Genomic DNA, 22,956 nt, shown 5'->3' with positions numbered 1-22,956 from the left:
GGTAAGCTTGATTTTACTGCGTTTACAGGTAGCCCGCTGGCGGGAAGTGCCGGAAAAAACTGCCGTTTTCCGGCTGCCTGTTGGCCTGGGGTTGTCACACCCGGGCGCTTTACAAACGTTCTGGCGTTGCACGTGGTTACTTCTTTTTAGAATCGCTTTGCTTTTGCTTTCCTCAAAAGAGGCCAGAAACGGTACCGGCGGGCTGCAACTCCACGTTTGCGGAATGTTTTATTTTCAGGTAAACCCCTCTGTTTTAGCCTCGTTAAAACAGAGTATGTGAGACCAACATAACCCTTGGAATTATGGATAGATACAGCAGAGATCGCTACGAGGAAGACAGGTACAATTTCCAACATCGGAACCAACAAGACTCTTACAACGGACCGGGACGGGACATGTACCGCGAAGACCAGTATTCCCGGCACTACCAGGAGCATGACCAGCACAGTTTCCGGCCGGAGAACCACCGGCAGGATTATAATAGACAGCATGAGAACTCGCGCCTGCAAGATTCCCATCATTACCGCACAGACCAGGACGGGCCTCACCCCTACCAAACCAATTTCAGCCGCAACCAGGATCGGTTTGGCGATGGCTACCAGGATAATTTCCGGCATGACCCAACCCTTCCCCCTGGGGGCGAAGACGAGGACCTGATGGGGAACATCAGGCAGGGGTACGGCATCTCCAGCTATGACGGCACCTCTGACCGGTTCAACACCCTTAACAGCGAACAGCGTTACGGTGCCCGTCAGGATGAGCAAGCCTATTACGACGGCAGCCAGAATGAATACCGCAGTTCCCAGTTTGGCGGCGGCGTAGGTAATGCGGCCACCCATTCAGACCGAGGTATTCCAAATTACGGTACGCGTTCCTTCCAGGAACCTTACGGCTCCGGCCTAGGCAGTTCCTACGGCGGCACCAATTACGGCGGCGGCACCGGATACACGGGTGGTCACATGGGCGGCACCTGGGGCGACAACTCCTACGGAAGTTACTCGGGCAATATTAGTGGCTACGGCTCTATGAATGACAGCTCTTACGGCGGCGGCATGGGAAGTTCCGGCAGTACCTCTTCCCAGAACAATGGCCGAAGCACCAGAGAAATGGGCGGATTTTAGAAGCGTGTCAGCGTGTTGAATATTGTATCAAGGGAAAACACCTGGTACCCCATAGAAAAGCGGCGGAATAGGGTTCACACCCATTCCGCCGCTTTTCTATTCTATGTTATCTTATGTAAGGCTTCCCCGTTTACTCGCAGATATAGGCATACGTAGTGCTGGTGCCATCTGCGCCATTTCGGGTTAATGGCCAGTTACCATCTGAGTAGGTGTGCGTAAAGGAGCGGGAGAAATTGAAGGGTCTCACATCTGAGGTGCCGGGGCCTTTCTGGGTACCTTCTGTAGAAGTGGAAGAAACCACCGACACCGAGTTATTCTTAGACAAAGTAACGGCCATAGAAGTAGGATTGGTGTACAGCAGATAAGGCACCCGGTAATGCGGGTTGATCTTGCTGTCATACGTGTACTGCGTATTGATCACCACATCCGTCAAAACCTCGGCTCCCCTGAACGATAGAATACGGTACTCCCGGCTTCTGATCATATTTCCTTTCGCATCATAGGTATAGGTAATGTCATTGGTGAGCAGGGGCGATGACCCTAGCAGAAAGTAATTCTTTGACGTGACCACTTGCTTCTGGTCATTATACCCCAACTCCATAGAAGAATTAAGTCCCAGCGCACCATTCCGTGGGGTGAACAGGTTGATCTTCCGCAGCAGGTTCTGGTTATCGTATTCAAAGGTGTAGAACTGCATCTCCCGGCCATTCTCCAGGGTAACGGTTCTGGACACCCTGCCCTGGGCATCATACTCCGCTACCAGGTTGAGCGTCGTGGCCGTTGGCAGGTTGGTGGTTTCATTGATCACCTCCAGGCGGTCGTTGCCATAGACAAACTCCCGGGTCCGGGTCTGCCCTGTGTTCGGGTTGGTAAACACCTCCCTGGTAAAGTAACAGGCGCTCTCGTCTACCACAGGATCTGGGTCTTTTTCTTTGTCTTTGCCACAATTAGCGGTCAGGAAAGAAAGGGCAAATAAAGCAGCATACAGGCGTAAGGTTTTCATCATAGAAAGGGTTTAGGTTGGATCAAGCAAAATTATCGGGGATGGTTCTAAATTATCAAAAATTGTGCTTGTAAGTAGCTGCTGCTTTACATAAAAATTTTCAGCTCTACCCTACCCTCAATGCCGCAAGTTTGAGTGCAACGGAAACTTGTGGCTCCCGTTATTGGCCAGTTTGCAACTGGCGCCAGTTGCAAACTGGCCATTGTTTCTCCTCCAAGTTTCCGCTACGCTCAAACTTGAAGTATTGAACCTCAAACTTGAAGTATTGAATTCGTATAGATGGAAACAAAACACACTTCCTTCACATGAGCCGCCACTACCGCATCCATGACCAAAGCAAATTGCATTTCCTCTCTTTTTCTACCGTCAACTGGGTTGATGTTTTTGTTCGACCAGTTTACAAAGACATATTGGTAGATAGCTTCAATTACTGCATCCAGCACAAAGGTCTGGAGGTGTATGCGTGGTGCATCATGACCAGCCACGTACATGCAATTCTGGGCACTACCGGACAACCCCCCTTAGAAGGAATAATGCGAGATCTAAAAAAGCACACGGCAAAAACCATTATAAAAGCCATCACCGATAACCCACAGGAAAGTAGAAAAGAGTGGCTGCTTGGGATGTTTCAAATGGCTGGCCGCAGCAACAGCAACAACCAGCAGTACCAATTCTGGCAGCAGCACAACCATCCCATTGAACTGAACTCTAACTTTCTGCTTGAGCAGAAGTTGAACTACGTCCATCAAAACCCAGTAGAAGCCGGCTTTGTACGTGAGCCACAGGAGTACTTATATAGCAGTGCTATCGACTATGCTGGAGGTAAGGGAATGGTGAAACTTACCTTGTTGGATTGATTAAACCTACAGTTGGAGGGAAGTGGTAATGTGCGGCATGTAAAAGGACTTTCACATGAGTAACCTTTTTAGAGCCATTTTCATAAAAACAGCCTTTAAAGAACCCATACTTCAAGTTTGAGCGAAGCGGTAACTTGCGGTATAGCTTAGGGGGCATGACCGTGCTTGTAAGAAGAATCATAAAGACTAGGCTTTGTTTATAGTCCTTTCATAAAAACAGCCTTTAAAGAACCCATACTTCAAGTTTGAGCGAAGCGGTAACTTGGAGTGGAAACAATGGCCAGTTTGCAACTGGCGCCAGTTGCAAACTGGCCGAAAAAGCAAGCCACAAGTTACCGTTGCACTTAAACTTGCGGCATAGTTTAGGGGGCAGTTACAAACTGCCATCATGGTTAGCCACAAGTTACCGCTTCGCTCAAACTTGCGGCATGTTTTAGGCCTACCTTCCACAAAATCAGCTCCTAAACCCCAACTCACCCCGCCAACGCCTTCCTCAGAAACGCAGCTGTCTTACTCCCCTCCACCCCCGCTACTTCCTCCGGTCTACCAGCCGCCACAATCTGCCCGCCTTCCTCCCCTGCCCCGGGGCCGATGTCGAGAACCCAGTCAGAAGCAGCCGCCACACGCATAGTGTGTTCTACTACGATCACGGTGTTGCCGGCGTCTACTAACCTTTCCAGCTGGGTCATGAGTTTCTCCACGTCTGAAGGGTGCAGGCCGGTGGTGGGTTCATCTAGCACATACAGGGTGTTGCCGCGGGTGGCGCGTTGGAGTTCGGTGGCGAGTTTGATGCGCTGGGCTTCGCCGCCGGAGAGTTCGGTGGCGGGTTGGCCGAGGCGCAGGTAGCCCAGGCCTACTTCCCGCAACACGGTGAGGGCGCGGTGGATGGCGGGTTCTTCGTGGAAAAACTCATGGGCGGCGTCTACGGTGAGGTTCAGGACTTGGGCGATGTTGAGGTCGCGGTAGGTGACTTCCAGCGTGGGGGCATTGTAGCGAGCGCCGTGGCAAACGGGGCAAGGGGCGTACACGCTGGGCAGAAAGAGCAGTTCCACCATCACGAAGCCTTCGCCCTGGCAGTTCTCACAGCGGCCTTTGGCCACGTTGAACGAGAAGCGGCCCGCGTCATAGCGGCGGGTTTTGGCCAGTGGCGTCTCGGCAAAGAGTTTGCGCACGTGGTCGAAGAGGCCGGTGTAGGTGGCCATGTTGGAGCGGGGCGTGCGGCCGATGGCTTTCTGGTCTACCCGCACCAGCCGCTTGATGTGCTCCAGGCCGCTCACGATTCTGCCGCCGGTGGTCTGTGGAGCGGGGCGTTCCAGGGCATCGGCTTCTTCTTCCTCGGGTTGTAGTTCCTGGCCCAAGGCATCGGCGACCAGTTCTACCAGCACCTGGCTCACGAGGCTACTCTTGCCGGAACCCGATACGCCCGTGACGGTGGTGAACACGCCCAGCGGAAACTCCGCACTCAGGTTCTGCAGGTTGTTGCGGGTGACGCCGCTTAGTTTGAGCCAGCCAGTGGGCGTGCGGCGCGAACGGGTCTGTACCGGGGCGGCCCCGAACAGGTAGGAGCCGGTTTGGGAGTTGGGAATGTGTTGCAGGCCTTCGGGCGGACCGCTGTAGAGGATTTCGCCGCCTTTCTCCCCCGCCGCCGGGCCTACGTCCACGAGCCAATCGGCTTGCCGAATCACGTCCAGGTTATGCTCTACCACAAACAGCGAGTTGCCCGCTTTCTTCAGGTTCTCCAGGGCGGTGAGCAGGGCCACGGTATCACTGGGGTGCAGGCCTGCCGAGGGTTCGTCCAGCACGTACACCACGCCAAACAGATGCGAGTACAGTTGCGTGGCCAGTCGCAGGCGCTGCAACTCGCCGGGCGACAAGGTGGGGGTGCTTCGTTCCAGGGACAGGTAGCCGAGGCCCAAATCCAGCAGCACCTGAATACGGGCAATCAAGTCTTGGGCAATGCGCTGCTTCACCAGCTGTTGCTCTGGGTGGGCCTCGTCTGGCGCGGGGTGGCCGGGAGCAATGGGTTGGGTAAACGGTTGAAGCAAATCACCCACGCGTTGGAGGGGCAGGCGCGACAGCTCTGTGATGTCATAGCCCGCGAAGTGGACGGAGAGCGAGGCGGGGTTCAGGCGTTTGCCGTGGCAGGTGGGGCAGTCTGTGTGGAGCATGTACTGCATCACCCGCTTTTTCATCTGGGGGCTGTTGGTGTTGGCGAAGGTATGGAACACGTGCCGCCGGGCGCTGGTGAAGGTGCCCATGTAGTTGGGTTCTTCTTTGCGTTGCAGGGCGCGGCGGGTTTGCTCTGGGGTATAGCCGGGATACACGGGCACCACGGGTTGCTCCTGGGTAAACAAAATCCAGTCACGATCTTGCTGGGGCAGCTCGCGCCAGGGGGTGTCTACGTCATAGCCCAGGGTCACCAGAATGTCGCGCTGGTTCTGGCCGCCCCAGGCAGTGGGCCAGGCGGCAATGGCCCGCTCACGGATGGTGAGCGAGGGGTCTGGCACCATGCTCTGTTCGGTGACGTCATAGATGCGGCCCAGGCCGTGGCAGGTGGAGCACGCACCCTCGGGGGTGTTGGGCGAGAATGCCTCGGCGTAGATGATGGATTGCCCAGCAGGGTAGTCTCCGGCGCGCGAATACAGCATGCGCACCAGGTTATAGAGCGTGGTCACGCTGCCCACACTGGAGCGCGTGGTGGGCGTGCCGCGTTGCTGCTGCAAGGCCACGGCCGGGGGCAGGCCCTCAATGGCGTCAACATCGGGCACGGCCATCTGGTGGAACAGCCGCCGCGCGTACGGACTCACACTCTCCAGGTAGCGGCGCTGGGCCTCGGCATACAGCGTCCCGAACGCCAGCGACGACTTCCCCGACCCCGACACACCCGTGAACACCACCAGCGCATCTCTGGGGATGGTGAGGTCTACGTTCTTCAGGTTATGCTCGCGTGCCCCACGAACGGTGACAAAGCCGGTAAATGGATGTGGTTGATTTTGCTGCGGAAATTGGTTTGCCATGAAGCAAAGTTAGGGTTTCAAGCGATGTCTTGATATAAACCTAAAGACTATGCTTAACAATTCAACTTAAATAAATTATAATTCTTACATTAGTTTCAACATTCATTCTGAATTCTAATATGTTAAAGTTATAAATTAATGCAACTTTCTATCATAGTATTTTTAACACATCCATAAATTCAAATAAGTCGTAATTTAAACTAATAATATAACTTAAAATATTTCTTAATTCGATTTGTAATAGTAAATTGCTTCAACTATGACACCAATAGAGAACAAAATACTAAGCTTTGAGTACATCATCTTCCATTTATCCAAATGGCACGATGAAGCTACAGCTAATTCTTCAATAAATGACCTTAGTAAACTTAAAACAATTAAACTCCATTTCTTTGTATCTGCTGTCCAAGCGGGAACAGAAAACGATTTATTAAATGTTTTTGATAAATTCTACGCAATGCCTTATGGACACGTCGAAAGCGAAATTTATGACAATTTACATTTGATGAAATATTTTCAATTTACAGATAGACAAATAAAAAATATCTTACATACTGATATTGAAAAATCAATAACTGAAATAGATTTAGATTTGAAAACTAAAATCGATATTTCTATAGAAAAAATAAAAGAGTTCAATTACAACCTTATAAAATACGCAGCAATGGATTTAGTAGAACTAAGCCATAGTTGGTATTCATGGAGAGCTTTATACAATTTAGCAAGAAGTTTCCATAAAAATAGCATTGCTATTCCAACAGAAGTAATTAGAAAAGAAAACAAAATATTTAGATTGAGCGCGGTAGAAACATTATATGCACCACATTAACAGTTGTATAACTTTAATAAATTCAGCTTTACCTGATGCTTGGTTCCAATTACATCAACTATCAAATGCAGTAGCAGATGAAGAAAGCTTTATATTAAGTTTAAAATTAGAAGTAGACGATATCATTCAAAAGATATATACAACTTTAAACTTTTCAATTCTTGCAGGAGAGTATATTAATTTTCCTCTTGCTAAAACAAAGTTAATTGAACTACAACAAGTAGTTGGCAATTTCCCTTCAACTATTGAGCAAAAGCTAGTTTCTATACACCATAATTATGGTCAAAATTTCTTTGATTCAAAGTTAAGCACATCTTTTGCGCTTTCGTTTAGTGGAATAATAAATGAAAGCATCAACCTATACAGACATTTTGTTCAAGAAATAGAAAGTGAGATTACCAAACCTGAGCTAACTTCATTATTTCGGACCAATCAATTAGACAACAAGATTGAAAGCTTGGTTATTCAAATAAAACTATCTGAAACCGGTTTAGAGTTTGACTCTACACCTCTTCATGAGAAGTTTAAATTGAATTTACGAACGGCATTAATTGACCATAAGTTAATTGTTGCCAGAGAACCACTCAATGAATTGCTACAGATAAAAGAGATATTAGGTGTTGCTCAACAAAATGAACCAACTTATACAATTCTACTTAGAGACAAATGCAATTTTTTACTTTATAAAATCCTCAAAAGATTAGAAGAAGATGAGCAAAGATTCATGTATACCCATGATTTACAGGACAAAGAGGTAAAAAAAGATGATTTACAAATAATCCATTTTAGCACTTTCAAAGTATTGACAGATTCTCATTATGAGGAAAATATCAAACCTAATCAGGTCCAAAAAGAAAGATACTTAAATTTTGAGCCAAGATTCAAAAACAATCTTTTGAATGAATTTAGTGAATTCCATACTTTAATTAAATACAAAAAAGACTTTCACCCAAACCTTGAAAATCTAAAAGAAGTAAATACTAAGTTTGACTTTTTATTAGACTCAATACTTACTACAACATCGAATACATATTATTTCGACAAGCGTGCGGCAAACATTTCTAAAAATTACGCACATAATAATTATTTTTCACTAAGTCTTTCAGAAGCTAAAAACAGTTTATCAGAAACAGTAATCAACCAGATAAAATCAAAAATCATTGATTTAAATAAATATAGAGTATCTCTACTAGAAAACATCGAATCCAAATTAAAGGAAATAGAAGAATTACAAGACTTTTCTGAGGTACACAACTTTTTCCCATTTTTTTATTATGCTGATTTTTTAGAAAGCATAATAAAGTCTAGTTTAGAAAATGCCGAAAGCAAAGAAGACCTATCAATTATAAATAAAAACTTAACTATCCTCAACGGGGTAATAAAAAAATGTTTTACTAGTTACGAATGGTGCAAAGATAGAGCATTCTTGGCATTTCAGCCTCCTTTTAAAGAATGCATTAAAAGCATAACTGTAAACAATGAGTCACACAAAATATTCCTCTCCTCCTCGTTCGTTTTACCTTTAAATTATAACGAAAAATTAATTGACAGAGACAAAATCACTAGAGAATACAATAGGCTTCAAACTCTTTTTGAGGTAAAAAAAGAAATAGTTCAAGAAAAACAACTTATCAAGAAACAAGCTGATGACTTACAGAATTTCATAAATAGTCATGATCGAAAGCAAGTTGAAATTTTAAGTATTTTTGCTGCTTTCGTTTTTTTTACTGCTGGAAGCATAAAGGTATTTGAAAAAGCAGTGCTCTTCTCTGAAGTCGTACTATTTATGCTTGCAACTGCATATTCATTAGGTCTTTTCGTTATATTGATTTGGCTGATAACTAGAAATTACTCCATACCTATTACTTGGGTGCACTATGTACTTATTGGTAGTTTCTTCGTATTTACTTTATTCTTAATAGGCTTCCTTATGCATGTACCAATGGTACATAACATAATTTCATATTTTGATTTTAAATATTACTAAGACATTATCAAAATACAGAAGACTTTCATTTCTCACCTACTTTCATAGATTACTGAATAGAACATTAGATTATTGGATTAGAATAGCATTTTGCTTATAGTACATTGAACATAGAATAGCTTTGGTAGGCTTCCTATTTTGGTATATGTTAGCCAAAACCTTAATACTCACCGCCCATGCTCCGCACCGAAGCTTCTACTCCGCTGGCGCAAGTCCGCCAAACCCGGGTTTCATCCATAGATGTGGTTCGGGGCTTGGCCATTGTCCTCATGGCGCTGGACCACGTGCGCGATTTGTGGCACACCACCTCGCTGGCGCAGGACCCGCTGTCGTTTGACACCACTACCCCGGCCCTGTTCCTGACGCGCTGGGTCACGCATTTCTGCGCGCCCACCTTTGTGTTCCTGGCGGGCACCTCGGCGTACCTGTCGCTGCACCGAGACGCAGACTACGGGCGTGCCCAGCGGTTCCTGCTATCCCGAGGCGTCTGGCTCATGGTGCTGGAGGTCACGGTCATCAGCTTCGGGATCTGGTTTGACCCCTTCTTCCGGACCACCATGTTCCAGGTGATCTTTGCCATTGGGTTCGGGTTTGTGGTGCTGGCGGCGTTGCTGCGGCTCCCGGCCAAAGTCATTGGAGGTATTGGTTTGGCCATTCTGCTGTTGCACAATTTGCTGCCGCAAGTGGGTCCGGCCGAGGGTATGGCAGGTAAATTCGTATATTCCCTTCTGTTCCGCCAAGGGTTCTTCCCGGCCACCGAGCATTTTGCGTTCCTGGTAGCGTATCCGTTGATTCCCTGGCTGGGCATTCTGCTGCTAGGCTTCGGCTTTGGGCCTGTTTTCAGGAAAACGGCCCCTGAACGCCGGAAGCTGCTGTGGATCTCGGCAGGCTTGGCCTTAGGGGTATTTGCGGTGCTGCGGTTTGTGCAGGTGTACGGAGATCCTAGTCCCTGGGCCGTGCAGAAAACGGCGGTGTTCACGTTTCTGTCGTTCATCAACGTGACCAAGTACCCGCCTTCGCTCTTGTTCGCGGCCCTGTTTCTGGGGATTATGTTTTTAGCGCTGGTTTTGCTGGAACGGGCCCAAAACGGTTTTGCGCGCTTCCTTACCACCTACGGCCGCGTGCCCCTGTTCTTCTACCTGGCGCATTGGTACCTCATTCACACGGGCATGCTGCTGCTCATGTTCTGGCAAGGCCTTACCTGGCAGCAACTGCCCTTCGGGACGCTGCAGTTTGGCCGGCCTAAAGAAGGCGTGGGCGTAGAACTGCCCTACGTGTACCTCGTCTGGATTTCGGTGGTGCTGGTGCTCTACCCCGCCTGCCGCTGGTACAGCCGCTACAAAGCCGCCCACCCAGAGAAGAAGTGGTTGAGTTATCTGTAGCGTCTGCATCAAAACTGTAGAAGCCCATACTTCAAGTTTGAGCGAAGCGGTAACTTGGAGTAGTAATGATGGCCAGTTTGCAACTGGCGTTTTGCATATTTTAAAATGTGTACTTAGCCAGTTACAAACTGGCATCATGGTAAGCCACAAGTTACCGCTGCGCTCAAACTTGCGGCATGAAAAGGCTCACGGGTAGGGATGGTGCCTAGGGGTTATTTCTTAAAGGCCCGCAGAAAATAGGTACTAACGCGTGCCGCGCCTGGCTTCTGCTTCTCATTCATTTTTTCTGTTATCTTTCTGCCCGCAATTACCCCGCACTGTTTTTGAGTGACACCGCACCCTTATGAACAAAGGAAGATTAGAAGCATTTAGTGACGGCGTTTTAGCCATCATCATTACCATTATGGTGCTGGAGATAAAAGTGCCGCACGGTACCGATTGGGAGGCGCTGCGCCCGCTCTTGCCCGTGTTCCTGAGCTATGTGCTTAGTTTTATCTACATAGGCATTTACTGGAACAACCACCACCACATGCTGCACAGCACCGGTAAAGTGAACGGCGCCATCTTGTGGGCCAACCTGCACCTGCTCTTCTGGACATCCTTGATTCCGTTTACCACCGGCTGGATGGGCGAGAACAGTTTCGCGCCGGCGGCGGCGGCCCTCTACGGGTTGGTGCTGCTGTTCTGCTCCATTGCCTATTGGATTCTGGAGCAGACGATTGTTCGGAAAAACGGGAAAGACTCTTTGCTGTCCAAAGCCATTGGCAAAGACCTGAAAGGAAAGATTTCCCCCCTGTTGTACCTGGTAGGTATTGCCCTGTCTTTCTGGAGTTCATTGGCGGCAAACGCGGTGTACGTGCTGGTGGCTTTCATGTGGCTTATCCCAGACCGGCGCATTGAAAAAGCCTATGAACAGGCACAGTAGGAACGCTATTTCTTACGCCCTATCCACGTGAAGTAACTAGAACCATTGCCCACCACGGCTTACCCGCACTGCACGTTATCACTGTCTGACAGGACCACCTTGTGGCCAATACCTTGCTCTATATGATAAGTGGTTTAGCCGCTACAAAGCCGCCCACCCAGAGAAGAGGTAGCTGAGTTATTTGTAAAGGAGTGATTTACTTTACATAATCAATCAGATAAGAACATGTCTGCTAAGGTCGTTTTTAGGTCTCTTTTTGAAAAGTTGGTTAGAAACAGGCTTGCACTCTAAACAGCGATGGTATGGCTAGAACAGAAGTACTCTGTGATAACAGCTTCTACTTTAAAGCTATAATTGCTTAGAAATCCTCAACCCGTTTTTAACAAAAATCCTTATATTATACCTATTATTAATACTTCCAACCTTATTTTGCTATTTTTGTCAGACCTATTTTTAATGCTTCATCATGTCTGGTACCCAAATTTCACAAGAAGTACTTGTTTTTCATGGACGCACAGCGCCAGAGCCTGGTACTTTGGTGGGTTACGGGGCTCTTATTCACTACTATAGTTTAGCGCTTCCCCATCCGCGAAAATTGGCTGTTATTAGCAAAAAGAACCGGAAATACAGTCAGGCACAATGGTCTGTGTTTCCACCTTCTTACAGTCCAGCAGATTCTTTAGCCGGTCATTTAACGTTCGCCCTGAAGTATGAAGGAATCAACCTGCTGTTTTTCAAAAAGCTGTTCCAGAAACTACCGCAGGGGGAGGTCGTGGCACTTATACAGAAAGAGTACACAAGTCAGTACATGCGCAAAATCTGGTTTCTGTATGAATGGCTTTTGCAGGAGCAACTGCCCATCTCAGACCTGACCATTAAAAACTATGTGCCGCTGCTAGATGAAAAACTGCAGTATGGGCTACCAGAAGGGGTTCGCTCTGCCAGGCACCGTATTCTAAATAACCTGCCCGGCACCCCCGCCTTCTGCCCCCTCGTTTCCAGAACCGACACCCTGGAAAAGTATAGGGCAGAAAAGCTGAACGAGAAAATTAACAACACGCTCAAAGGGGTGCACAAAGATGTGTTGCTCCGCACGTCGGCGTTTCTCCTGCTCAAAGATTCTAAGGCATCTTTTACCATTGAAGGCGAGCACCCTACCCAAACCAGGGCCGTCCGCTGGGGCAATGCCATTGGTCAGGCCGGTGCCAGACCTTTAAGTAAGTCCGAACTCCTGCGCCTGCAACAATTAGTCATCGGTGACAGCCGGTTCACCCCCTTGGGGTACCGCACCGCCGGTGGCTTTGTGGGGGAGCATGACCGAAGTTCCGGGGAACCTCTTCCAGACCATATTTCTGCGCGCTGGCAAGACATTGAACCGTTGATGAACGGGCTGTTAGAAAGTGTCCAACTTCTGGAAGCCTCGGCTTACCACCCGGTACTGGCGGCCGCGCAACTGGCGTTTGGGTTGGTGTTCATTCACCCGTTTGTAGATGGCAACGGCAGACTGCACCGCTACCTCATTCACCATCTACTGGCTTCTATGCGCTTTACGCCCCAAGGTATCATCTTTCCTGTATCGGCTGCTATTTTGGAGCATATTTCAGAGTATAGGCACGTGCTGGAGGCCTACTCGCATCCCTTGTTAGATTTCATCCAATGGCGCACCACCCCAGACCATAACATTGAAGTACTTAATGAGACCATAGACTATTACCGCTATTATGACGCCACCCCGCAAGCGGAGTTTCTGTTTTATTGTGTGGCCTATACCATTCAGCACATCATCCCCGAAGAAGTAGCGTATCTACAAAAATATGACCGCCTGAAGGCTTGGTTAGATGATGCGTTTCAGATGCCCGATAAAACCGTAGCGCTCCTGATTCAGTTTTTACAGCAGGGCCAGGGCACCTTGTCTACCCGCGCCAAAGCGAAGGAATTTGCTGCCTTGACCCCAGAAGAAGTACACCAGATTGAAGCGCATTTCAGGCTTATCTTTGACATTGCTTAATCTTAACTCTCAGACATTGCCTTTCGATCCATTTACCATAGACTTACCCGTTCGGGAGATTATCCCTTCCGTGCGGGAACACCTTGCCGACCAGAACACACTCATTGTGAACGCGCCTCCGGGGGCGGGTAAGAGTACCCTGTTGCCGCTGGCCCTCTTAGACGAGGCCTGGCTCAAGGGGCAAAAAATCATCATGCTGGAACCCCGCCGGCTGGCAGCCCGCACCATTGCCGAACGGCTGGCGCAGCTGCTGGGCGAAGAAGTGGGCCAGACGGTGGGCTACCGCATTAGGTTTGAGAACCGCATCTCAGAGAAGACCCGCCTGGAGGTAGTCACCGAGGGCATTCTTACCCGCATGCTGCACTCAGACAACGCCCTTAAAGGCGTGGCGCTGGTCATTTTTGACGAGTTCCATGAACGGAGCATCCACGCAGATGTGGCCATGGCCCTTTGCCGCGAAGCCCAGGCCAACCTTCGCGCTGACCTGCGCATTCTGGTTATGAGCGCCACCCTCAACATGCCCCAGCTCACCCGCCTGCTCAACGCCCCCGCCGTAGAGAGCCAGGGCCGGCAATACCCCATCAACGTGCAGTACGCCGGCGAGACAGATGCCCAACTGCTGCATGAAATGACCGACCGCGCCGTGCGCAAAGCCCTGCAGGAACAGCAAGGCGATGTGCTGGTGTTTCTGCCCGGCGAGCAAGACATCAGAAAAGTAGAGGCCCTGCTCCGGAAAGGCCTGCGCGAGATTACCATTCATCCGCTGTACGGCATGCTGCCCCCCGGCAAACAGTACGCCGCCATTATGCCCGACCGTAACGGCAAGCGCAAAGTGGTGCTGGCTACCTCCATTGCTGAGACTAGCCTCACCATTGAAGGCGTGACCGTGGTCATTGACACTGGCTTTGCCAAAACCCAGCGCTTTGACCCCGCCACTGGCCTCAGCCGCCTGGAAACGGTGCGCATCTCCAGAGACGCCGCCGACCAACGCGCCGGAAGGGCCGGACGGTTAGGCCCCGGCACCTGTTACCGCCTCTGGACCGAAGCCCTGCACGAACGCCTGGCCCCGCACCGCACCCCTGAGATTCAGGAAGCCGACCTGGCCCCGCTGGTGCTGGACATGGCCGCCTGGGGCATCTCAGACATCAGGGCGCTCACCTGGCTCACGCCGCCGCCCAAAGCCGCCCTGCTGTACGCCCAGGAAACCCTGCACCAACTCAACGCCCTGGAAAACGGGCGCATCACCGAGCATGGCCGCAAGATGCACGCCCTGCCCACGCACCCGCGTCTGGCCCACATGCTGCTGGCCGCCCAAGAAAGCGACCAATTGGCCCTGGCCACCGACATTGCTGCCCTGCTGGAAGAGCGTGACCCGCTGCCCCGCGAAGCCGGCATTGACCTGAACCTGCGCATTGAAGCCCTGCGCCGCACCCGCAAAGAAGGACTGCACCAGAAAAGCTTCGCGAAGATTGACAAGATTGCCGCCTCGTACCGTCGCCTGTTCTCCATTGAACCCGAGAACACTGCCGTAGACCCCTATGAAACCGGCGTGCTGCTGGCCAACTGCTACCCAGAACGTATTGCCTACGCTCGCCCCGGCAACAATGCCCAGTTCCAGTTGGCCAACGGCAAATACGCCAGTGCGGGGCACCGTGATGACTTGGCCCATGACCCTTGGCTGGCCATTGCGCACCTGCACGCCGGCGGAGACGGTCCGGGCCGCATTTTCCTGGCCTCGCCGCTCAACCCCAAAGACCTGGCCCCGCTGGTGAAACAGAAAGACGTAGTGAACTGGGACCCCGAAGAAGGCGAACTCACCGCCTCCCGCGACATGCGCATTGGTTCCATCGTGCTCCAAAGCAAACCCCTGCCTGAACCAGATGAACGTTTTTTAATACCGGCCATCTGCGAGACCATCAAACGCGAAGGCGAAGACTGGCTCAACTTCTCAGACCAGGTAAAGCAGTTCCAGAACCGCGTGCTGTGTTTAAGGAAATGGCACCCCACCGAAGGCTTCCCAGACCTCAGCACCCCTACCCTTTTGATGACCTGCGATGAGTGGCTGGCCTATCACCTGGAGGACGTGCAGATTGGTCAAGACCTGCTAGACATTGACCTGCTTCCCCTGCTGCAAAACATGCTCACTCGTGAGCAACGCCAACGACTTGAAGAACTGGCTCCGGCTACCTTGACCTTACCAGACGGCCATGAACTAGAGCTGTATTACCCAGACAATGCGCAGGCACCTATCATGGAAGTTCGGTTACAAGACATATTTGATTGGGAAAACAATCCTACGGTAGATGGTGGTGATGTAGGCGTTGCCTTGCATTTGCTTGCGCCCGATTTAAAGCCTTTGAAAGTAGTCAACAGCCTGCATTATTTCTGGCAGGAAGAATACCGTTTAATGAGAGGTTCCTTGACCAAGCGGTTTCCGAAGGTGAACTGGCGGTGATTATCATGAAAAGTAGCACCATGCTTCAAGTTTGAGCGCAACGGTAACTTGGAGCTTGTCCCGTCGCCAGTTTGTAACTGGCATTGGTCTGGTGTAAGCTAATGTAGTTCGCCAGTTACAAACTGGCTGTCATAGTTAACCACAAGTTACCACTTCGTTCAAACTTGCGGTATGGGTGTAAACATGCTTCAAGTTTGAGCGAAGCGGTAACTTGGAGCTTTTGTTTCTGCCAGTTTGTAACTGGCGCTTATCCACTCATAGTCTAACTATATTTACCAGTTTATAACTGGAAAATATAGTTAGACCACGAGTTACCCCTTCGTTACAATCTTCGGTATAGGTGACCTTTATTGGTTGCTCAAGCGTGCGTAGAGCGCTGGCACTACCTCCACGTACAGCTTTGTGCGTTATGACTTCGGAATAACTTTAGCATGAAGTAGCCTCATACTCAGATAAAAGCTTTGCATAGTACTTGAATTTACCGCACTTTATAATTTTAAGCAGAAAGAACACCCTACTTTTTAGGAATTTCTTATTTTGCTACATCATTCAACCATGTAGGCATGTAGGCGCATCCTAGTCTAGAGTAATTCCATTTCTATGCTCCAACCGTACCGGGTCATTCTTTTTTCTTTGTTGCTTTCTTTCTCTTTCCAACTATCTTCCCAGGCCCAGCAGCCTACGGCAGATGCGAAAGAGCCTTGGTCGTATGGAGTAAATGGGTATTATGGCGCGTACTTTCGGTACCGGGCGGAGCTATCCCTGCTCAATTTTTCCCATATAAACGGCGTGGAAGTGTATGCCAACCGGCAAACGCTGGGCAAACGGTACTGGGAACAGAAATACAAACTTCCGGCTATTGGCTTTGCGTTCTCCTACTTTAACTACAAGGTTCCGGATGAGTTGGGGGAATCTTTCGCCCTTACTTCTTACCTGGATGGTCCCATCACGAAAATGGGCAAAGGCCAATTGCGCTACAACCTGGGTACGGGCTTTGTGTATTCTACCCGCTACTACAACTCCACCAGCAACGAGAACAACAAAGCCATTGGCAGCCCTATCACCTTTTCTTTACGGGGGAACCTGCGGTATGAGTACCCCGTGAGTGAAAAGGTGTTCTTAAACATGACATTCGCTTTCCGCCATTTCTCCAATGGTAGCCTGAACCAATCCAACAACGGGATGAACATGCCGCTGCTGGGGTTAGGGGTGCGCTTCCAGCCAAAGGCGATCCCGACGGGTCCCTTACAGGATACCCTGGCCCCGGTGCTAGACAAGCGCCTGCGGATGAATGTGCGCATAGCGGCTGGCGTGAAAGAGGTGCTCCGCGATGATTTCAAACACCCGGTGTACATAGCATCTGCGTACGTCAGCAAACGGCTCACCTACACCAACTCGCTGCTGCTGGGAGCCGATGCCATTCATGATACCGCCATTGGGGAAGAGTACCTGAACCAGGGAGTGAATTATCCAGAAGGATACCTGGACAAACGTTCAGCGGGCATTTTCATAGGCCATGAATTACACCTGAGCCATTTGTCATTCGTTTTTCATTTCGGGCGGTACCTGTACCAACCTCACCATCTTTTCCCGGACTTTTACCAACGATACGGCTTGAAGTACATGCTCACCAAAAACCTATCGGCCAGCGCCTTGCTCATGGCCCACAGCGGTCACGCCAATGTGGTGGAATGGGGCCTGGGATTACATCTGTAACTTACGGCATTATCTAAAAATAACCGTTACGAGATAAGATGGCGTGCTACTTATTTAAGGTGTCGTTTCTAGAAATCACTCCCAAAACAGACTTTCATTCTACCTTTCACTTCAAGCAATGAAGTTTTTCCTAATTGCACCCACTACCATAATGCCGAAAAGAAGGTAGTGCCTATATTTACGCCTGCAACCAATTATTGAAACAATGTATACAGGACTACAGCACGCACACTCCTACCTGGCTTATCTGGTGCTTTTAGGGGTAGCGATCTCATTAATTACCGCCTTGGCCGGACTTTTCGGAGGCGGAACCTTTACTGACAAAAACCGGAAACTAGGTTTACTAGGACTAATCCCTACGCACTTGCAGTGGGTGATTGGGTTGATCCTGTACTTTGTATCTCCTTTGGGAATGCAAAATGCCTCTGGGGCCGCCATGAAAGACGCCACTTCCCGTCTTTATTTCCTGGAGCACCCTTTAATGATGGTGCTGGCTGTCATTTTAATCACCATTGGCTACTCCAAAGCTAAACGCCAGATAGGTACTAACCGAGGCTTCAAAACCATTGCTATTTTCTACGGTCTGGGCCTAATCCTTATCCTAAGCCGTATTCCCTGGAATGCCTGGCCGGGCAATTAAAACATAGCTACAATTACAATAAAGCCGCTCCTACTTAGGTAAGAGCGGCTTTTCTTTTTAGGAGCGATCAGAGTTATGGCTGTTTATCTTAAGGAGTATAGAAGGCTTCTGGAATGTAACGCCAATCGGGAGATTGGCTGTCCGGTGATGCGTAGAGCGCTGGCGCTAACTCTACACATAGCATTATTGTGATGCCTTTTCAGCCCCATAATTAGAAACTACTCCAATAAAACCAATCTCAGTCTTTCACTTGAGCGCCTAGAGTTCGACCGCCTCTGAGCGTTAGCGAAGCAGGCGAGGAGAAATCACAGCGCGAAGGTGGAAGACGGTGCCTCGCGGCCGTGAGCGCATATCAGAAAAGATGAAACAACACAGCTCCTGGCCCACACAATAGACGGTACTCCCAGGGATCAGCTCACCAAAGAAATCTACTTTTTGACCTGAACGGCCGCCAGCACCTTAGACTTCCCTTCTACTTTCCTTAGCACCCACTCCCCTACTTCCAAGCCTTGCTTCCGGCCATTGTCAATGGCATCCATGAAGTGAATACCTCCATAAAACCGGGAAAGCCCAGCCTCAATGGCCGCCTCCTGAAAAGACCTGAACTCCCGCGCCGGCAATCCAAACCGTTCTTCTACAGTGTCTTTGTACTTGAACTGGTCTCCGAAATAATAGCTCAGAATCACCGCCGAGGCTGCTGAAATAGTGGAATGCCCGCTCAAATACTCTGGGAAAGGCGGAGTCTGTAAAAGGGGCTTGTAGCTGGGATCAATGTACTTCCGGATGGCGGTTTCCGGGCGGATGCGGTTGCTACGGAACTTCTCATCCCAACAGGAAATGAACCCATCCATAAGCGAGACAGAAACCAGCAGGTGCACTTTCATGGCTTTCTTGAAGTCTGCTTTCGATTTTTGACAGGCAATGCCCGTAATGCCCAGCCAGTGCGCCCCTGGCGATATTTTCTTCAGCCCGGCCTGTAAGTGTCCGTTGTCTTGCAAGGCAAATGGATTACAGTCCCAGAAGGCGGCCATGTCTTGCTGCTCCTTGGTCAGGTTCCGGCTGCCGGTATAATTCTGTTGCAGCATCTGGAAAAAGGGCGAATTCTTGTCTTTGGAAAAGGCGATGGGCGGGGCCGGTTTAAATTGGGAGCACGTGTCCAGCGTGAACGACCGCACCGTGTTGAAGTACGGCTCTACTGGCGCAAAATAAGCGGGCGGTGTAGGGTACCAGTCTCCTTCTTTTTGGGTAGGCGTGTACCTGGGATAGTTACTGATGCGGTTGTACTTGTCGGCTTTGGCATAGGCTAGAATCTGCTTGCTCACCACCTGGGCATAGGACAGAGAAGCGGTGATGACCTCCTCGTCTAAACCTTCGCGTCGACAGGAATCCAAAAAATGCACCTCCATAGAATCCAGTAATACGCCAGAGGGCTGCATCTTTTTGGCGGTTTCCAGCATGGCCAGCACCGCACTCAATTCTGTGGAATAGCCGGAAATGCTATCTGGTTTGGGTATCTGCGGATACTTGTTCAGGATGCCGTGCATGCTCTGGTAGCTGCTGTCATTCTGCGAAACCACCTCATACCCAGCCAGCGTGGCGTACGAGAAAAAGCGGGACGCCAACGGCGGATTGGTGACGTCGTTTACCATAATGTCTGTCATTCTAGCAATGACCTGACTTATCTGTTCAGAGCTGAATTCCAGGTTTTGTTTCTTCTGTTGGCCGGGCATAGAGCAGCCCCAAATAGTTAGCCAAAGCAAGAGAACTGGTAAGAACTTTTTCATTTCTGTAAGGCGTATGCTTTCACCGGTTGCTGGTTCAACCCGAACAAGACCATGTTGTTCATGGGTAGGATGCTGCGTACATCGCCGGTAAGTTTAAAGCCGGATTTATGCTGGGGTACACACGTAAAGTTTCCTTTGCCATCGTTCTGCAACAGCAAACCGTAGTTGGCATCGGCTTTGCCGAACCGTAGCCGGGCTTTGTTGATGTTTCCGCCTAAAAGCAGATCTGAGGCACCGTCTTGGTTGTAATCTACCGTAGCCAGGGCAAATACCGGCGCATATTGCGCTTCCAGCGGCAACTTCATTTCTTTAAACTTTCCATTTGCACCTCCCTGAAAATAAGCCGTTTGCAGGTAATTACAGGACAGATGCCCGGCCCCACTAAGTTCCGTGGGCGTAAAGATTTGCTGGAGAGAGGCATTAGAATAGCTGGCGTAATCCTGAAACCGCGTGCGCATCATGCTTACCTGGTCCAGCAATTCATCTCTGGTCACGTAGGGGTAGCTTTTGCCCTGCATGTAGAAGCAAAGGATAGGATCAATAGCGCCGTTGTCGTCAAAGTCTTTGTAGAACAGCTCGGCGGGTTCCTTGTCTGAGGCTTTGCACTGGGTATTCAGGCCTTGGTTCCCCAGAATCAGATCTGGCCGATTGTCCTGGTTGAAGTCCCCAACAAGCAGCTTGTTCCACCAACCGCTGTAATTTCTGGAGAAGAAGGCCGAAGTGTTTTCGGCTAGTTTTCCCTTATTCAGGCTGAAAACGGAAATGGGCATCCACTCGCCCACTACTATCAGTTCTGGATTGCGGTCGCCGTTCAGGTCATGCCAGGCAGCATCGGTGACCAGGCCTATGGTTTGCAGTTTTGGGGCTATTTTGGCGGTTTGATCGGTAAACTGGCCTTTGCCATTGTTGAGTAACACATAGCTGCGGGGCGTTTCGGGGTAACGGCCCGGAATCACGCGGCCACCTACAAACAAGTCCAAAAATCCATCGCCGTTTATATCTGTAGCACGGGCGCAGCTTTTGCTCGTGCGCATGACGGGTAAGGCCTGCGAAGATTTGGAGAAGTTGCCTTTGCCATCATTCAGATACAACCTGTCTTGCAGTGCAACATCATCTGGCAGGAAGTTGTGGTAACCGCCACTCACCACGTACAAATCCAGGGCTTTGTCATGGTTGGCATCAAAAAACAGCGCATCAACATCTTCGCTGGCTTTGTCTTCGGCAAATGCCGAAACTGGTTTTAAGCTGAATTTCCCGTTTTTGGCCTGTAAATAGATAGCTCCGGGTTGCCCGGCGGCCCCACCCGCGAAGATGTCTTCCAGCCCGTCTCCGTTTACATCGCCTTTCACCAAACAAGGGCCTGAAAAGGACATGGGGTTGATCATGAGCGGCTGCCGCTTGAAATCATTGATGGCCGACTTCTGGTGGGCGAACGTGACCGGCGTGGCAGTCTCGGCAAAATAACTTTTACTCGGCTTAGGAGCACGGTAGGTAGAGGTAGCGTTTTTCTCCTCCAGCGTAAGCACCTGATTGACTTTCACGTTTGACAACACCTGCTGTTTGCCGCCCAACCAAACTACCCGCACAGAATCTACGGTAGCGGAAGTACCCAACCCGAAATGCAGTACTGGCGAAATACTGGACTGGAAACCACGCGAGGTCATCTGCTCCTGAAGTTGTTGCTGCCCGTTGTGGTACAGGAAAACCTTGGCGCCCAGGCCATCGGTGTTTTTACCAATTCCTTTCAATTTCACTTGCAGGTAGTGGCGCTTCAGATGGTTTTGGGCCTGGTTCTGGTACACAAAGGCGGGCTGGTTCACGTTGTTGGCGACCAGATCCAAATCACCGTCGTTGTCCAGATCCGCGTAAGCGGCACCGTTGCTGTTAGAAGGTTGGTCAAAGCCCCAACTTTTGCCCATGTTCTGGAATTGCAAGTTGCCTCCGTTCCGGAATATGTAGTTGTTCACGTTGGAAGCCGGCATTTTGGAAAGCAGGTTCATGACGCTCTGCGGAGTCACTTTACCGCGCAGGTACTGGAAGTAAGCACTCCGGAACTTGATGAAGTCCATGTTGGTGAAATCCTTCAGGAAACCATTGCTGACAAAGAGATCCTTCCAACCGTCGTTGTCATAATCGGCTAACAAGGGGGTCCAGCTCCAGTCTGTATTGGAGACACCGCTTAGTTGCCCCACTTCGCTGAAGGTGCCGTTGCCGTTGTTTACTTGCAACATGTTGCGCATGTACTGGTGGTTGAACCCGGCCCGCACTATCATGTCAAAGTACTCATAGTTATCTGGCCCGAAGAGCAGTTTCTGGCGCTGGTTGTCTTCGGGCAGCATGTCCAGTGTCATGATATCTGGCAGCCCGTCATTGTTGATGTCGCCAATGTCATTGCCCATGGAGTAGATGGACGTATGTTGAAGGCCGGTTTTGGACTTGTCTGTAAAGGTCCCGTCTCTGTTGTTAATCAACAGTCGGTCTGGCGCGGAGTAGTCGTTGGAAACATAGAGATCTGGCCAACCGTCTTGGTTTACGTCTGAGATACCGGCTCCCAATCCATAAGAAAACGAAGATTTGTGTAGCCCCGCTTTATCTGAGACATCCTTAAAGGTGCCGTTGTTGTTCTGGTAAAGCTTGGCCTGCATGGTACGGGCCGGCTTTTTGAGGATGTCCTGAATGGTGGCATCGTCCAGATTGTTAAACTGCACCGGGTTGTGGTTCAGCAGGAACATGTCCAAGTCATGGTCCTGGTCATAATCAAAGAAGGCTGCGTGCGTGCTGTAGGAAGAATCGGCGAGGCCCATTTCCTGGGCTTTGTCCACAAACGTGGGCACTCCGTCTTGGCCGACTCCCTGGTTGATGAATAGTTGATTGACGCGGGCGCTGCCGGGCATATTCCCCGAGTAGCACTGGTAAATGTCGGGCAGGCCGTCGCCGTTCACGTCGGCAATGGTGGTACCGGTTTTCCAGGTATTGGGTCTTCCGCTTACCCCTGCCGCATTGGTCACCTCCTCAAACCGCATCTGGCCTTTGTTCAGATACAGCTTGTTCGGTACCAGATTCCCCGAAAAATAGATATCGGGCAGCCCGTCTTCGTTGACGTCACTGATAGCCACGCCCCCTCCGTTGTAAAAATACTGGTAAGCCATGATGTTGGCGTACGGGGTTTCGGTGAGGGTATTATTAAAACCGATGTTGGTTTTCTCTGGTGCCAATAAAGTAAAAAGAGTAG

General features: G+C 50.0%; 14 protein-coding genes. 10 read left to right on the top strand and 4 right to left on the bottom strand.

What is annotated here, in order from left to right; genetic code table 11:
* Window positions 1–302: 302 nt before the first annotated feature.
* Window positions 303–1,121, top strand: a complete 819-nt coding sequence (locus tag ACY0JR_RS10860) for a hypothetical protein (protein WP_462634109.1) — start codon at window positions 303–305, stop codon at window positions 1,119–1,121.
* Between the two features lie 130 nt (window positions 1,122–1,251).
* Here ACY0JR_RS10860 and ACY0JR_RS10855 read toward each other — a convergent pair whose 3' ends face one another.
* A complete protein-coding gene (locus ACY0JR_RS10855) occupies window positions 1,252–2,127 on the bottom strand; it encodes a hypothetical protein (RefSeq protein WP_462634108.1) in 876 nt (291 codons plus the stop codon).
* A 302-nt stretch (window positions 2,128–2,429) separates the two neighbouring features.
* On the opposite strand from ACY0JR_RS10855, the gene ACY0JR_RS10850 reads away from it, so the two are divergent.
* The gene (locus ACY0JR_RS10850; protein WP_462634107.1) at window positions 2,430–2,981 is read left to right on the top strand and encodes an REP-associated tyrosine transposase; all 552 of its coding nucleotides are present in this window, start codon (window positions 2,430–2,432) and stop codon (window positions 2,979–2,981) included.
* Between the two features lie 473 nt (window positions 2,982–3,454).
* On the opposite strand, the gene uvrA is transcribed toward ACY0JR_RS10850, so the two are convergent.
* Entirely contained in the window at window positions 3,455–5,998 is a 2,544-nt protein-coding gene (gene uvrA / locus ACY0JR_RS10845; RefSeq protein WP_462634106.1) for an excinuclease ABC subunit UvrA, read from the bottom strand.
* 259 nt (window positions 5,999–6,257) lie between these two features.
* Here uvrA and ACY0JR_RS10840 point away from each other — a divergent pair, with 259 nt between their 5' ends.
* The 8 genes from ACY0JR_RS10840 (at window position 6,258) to ACY0JR_RS10805 (ending at window position 17,940) form a co-directional block, all read left to right on the top strand.
* Window positions 6,258–6,827, top strand: a complete 570-nt coding sequence (locus tag ACY0JR_RS10840) for a Panacea domain-containing protein (RefSeq protein ID WP_462634105.1) — start codon at window positions 6,258–6,260, stop codon at window positions 6,825–6,827.
* Window positions 6,814–8,814 carry a hypothetical protein gene (locus ACY0JR_RS10835; protein ID WP_462634104.1) on the top strand — a complete coding sequence of 667 codons (2,001 nt, stop codon included), beginning with the start codon at window positions 6,814–6,816 and terminating at the stop codon, window positions 8,812–8,814. The genes ACY0JR_RS10840 and ACY0JR_RS10835 overlap by 14 nt, the downstream gene beginning before the upstream one ends.
* 176 nt (window positions 8,815–8,990) lie before the next feature.
* A complete protein-coding gene (locus tag ACY0JR_RS10830) occupies window positions 8,991–10,196 on the top strand; it encodes a DUF1624 domain-containing protein (protein ID WP_462634103.1) in 1,206 nt (401 codons plus the stop codon).
* 343 nt (window positions 10,197–10,539) lie between these two features.
* Complete coding sequence (locus tag ACY0JR_RS10825; RefSeq protein ID WP_462634102.1) at window positions 10,540–11,121, top strand: TMEM175 family protein; 582 nt, start codon at window positions 10,540–10,542, stop codon at window positions 11,119–11,121.
* Window positions 11,122–11,767: 646 nt separating this feature from the next.
* Entirely contained in the window at window positions 11,768–13,129 is a 1,362-nt protein-coding gene (locus ACY0JR_RS10820) for a Fic family protein (RefSeq protein WP_462634101.1), read from the top strand.
* 16 nt (window positions 13,130–13,145) lie between these two features.
* Window positions 13,146–15,584, top strand: coding sequence for an ATP-dependent helicase HrpB (gene hrpB / locus ACY0JR_RS10815; RefSeq protein WP_462634100.1), 2,439 nt, complete (start codon window positions 13,146–13,148; stop codon window positions 15,582–15,584).
* A gap of 600 nt (window positions 15,585–16,184) precedes the next feature.
* Window positions 16,185–17,300: an acyloxyacyl hydrolase gene (locus tag ACY0JR_RS10810; protein ID WP_462634099.1), complete on the top strand. Its 1,116-nt coding sequence runs from the start codon at window positions 16,185–16,187 to the stop codon at window positions 17,298–17,300.
* A gap of 205 nt (window positions 17,301–17,505) precedes the next feature.
* Window positions 17,506–17,940 carry a hypothetical protein gene (locus ACY0JR_RS10805; RefSeq protein ID WP_462634097.1) on the top strand — a complete coding sequence of 145 codons (435 nt, stop codon included), beginning with the start codon at window positions 17,506–17,508 and terminating at the stop codon, window positions 17,938–17,940.
* Between the two features lie 428 nt (window positions 17,941–18,368).
* Here the strand turns inward: ACY0JR_RS10805 and ACY0JR_RS10800 are convergent, their stop codons facing one another.
* Both ACY0JR_RS10800 and ACY0JR_RS10795 read right to left on the bottom strand, forming a co-directional pair.
* The gene (locus ACY0JR_RS10800) at window positions 18,369–19,724 is read right to left on the bottom strand and encodes a vanadium-dependent haloperoxidase (protein ID WP_462634095.1); all 1,356 of its coding nucleotides are present in this window, start codon (window positions 19,722–19,724) and stop codon (window positions 18,369–18,371) included.
* Complete coding sequence (locus ACY0JR_RS10795) at window positions 19,721–22,939, bottom strand: VCBS repeat-containing protein (protein ID WP_462634093.1); 3,219 nt, start codon at window positions 22,937–22,939, stop codon at window positions 19,721–19,723. Before ACY0JR_RS10795 ends, ACY0JR_RS10800 begins: the two co-directional genes overlap by 4 nt.
* Window positions 22,940–22,956: the final 17 nt, after the last annotated feature.

The organism is Rufibacter sp. JT3400010, from assembly GCF_054956755.1.
Note: the sequence above shows the minus strand (reverse complement) of the source record. Positions and strands in the feature narration are given on the sequence as shown.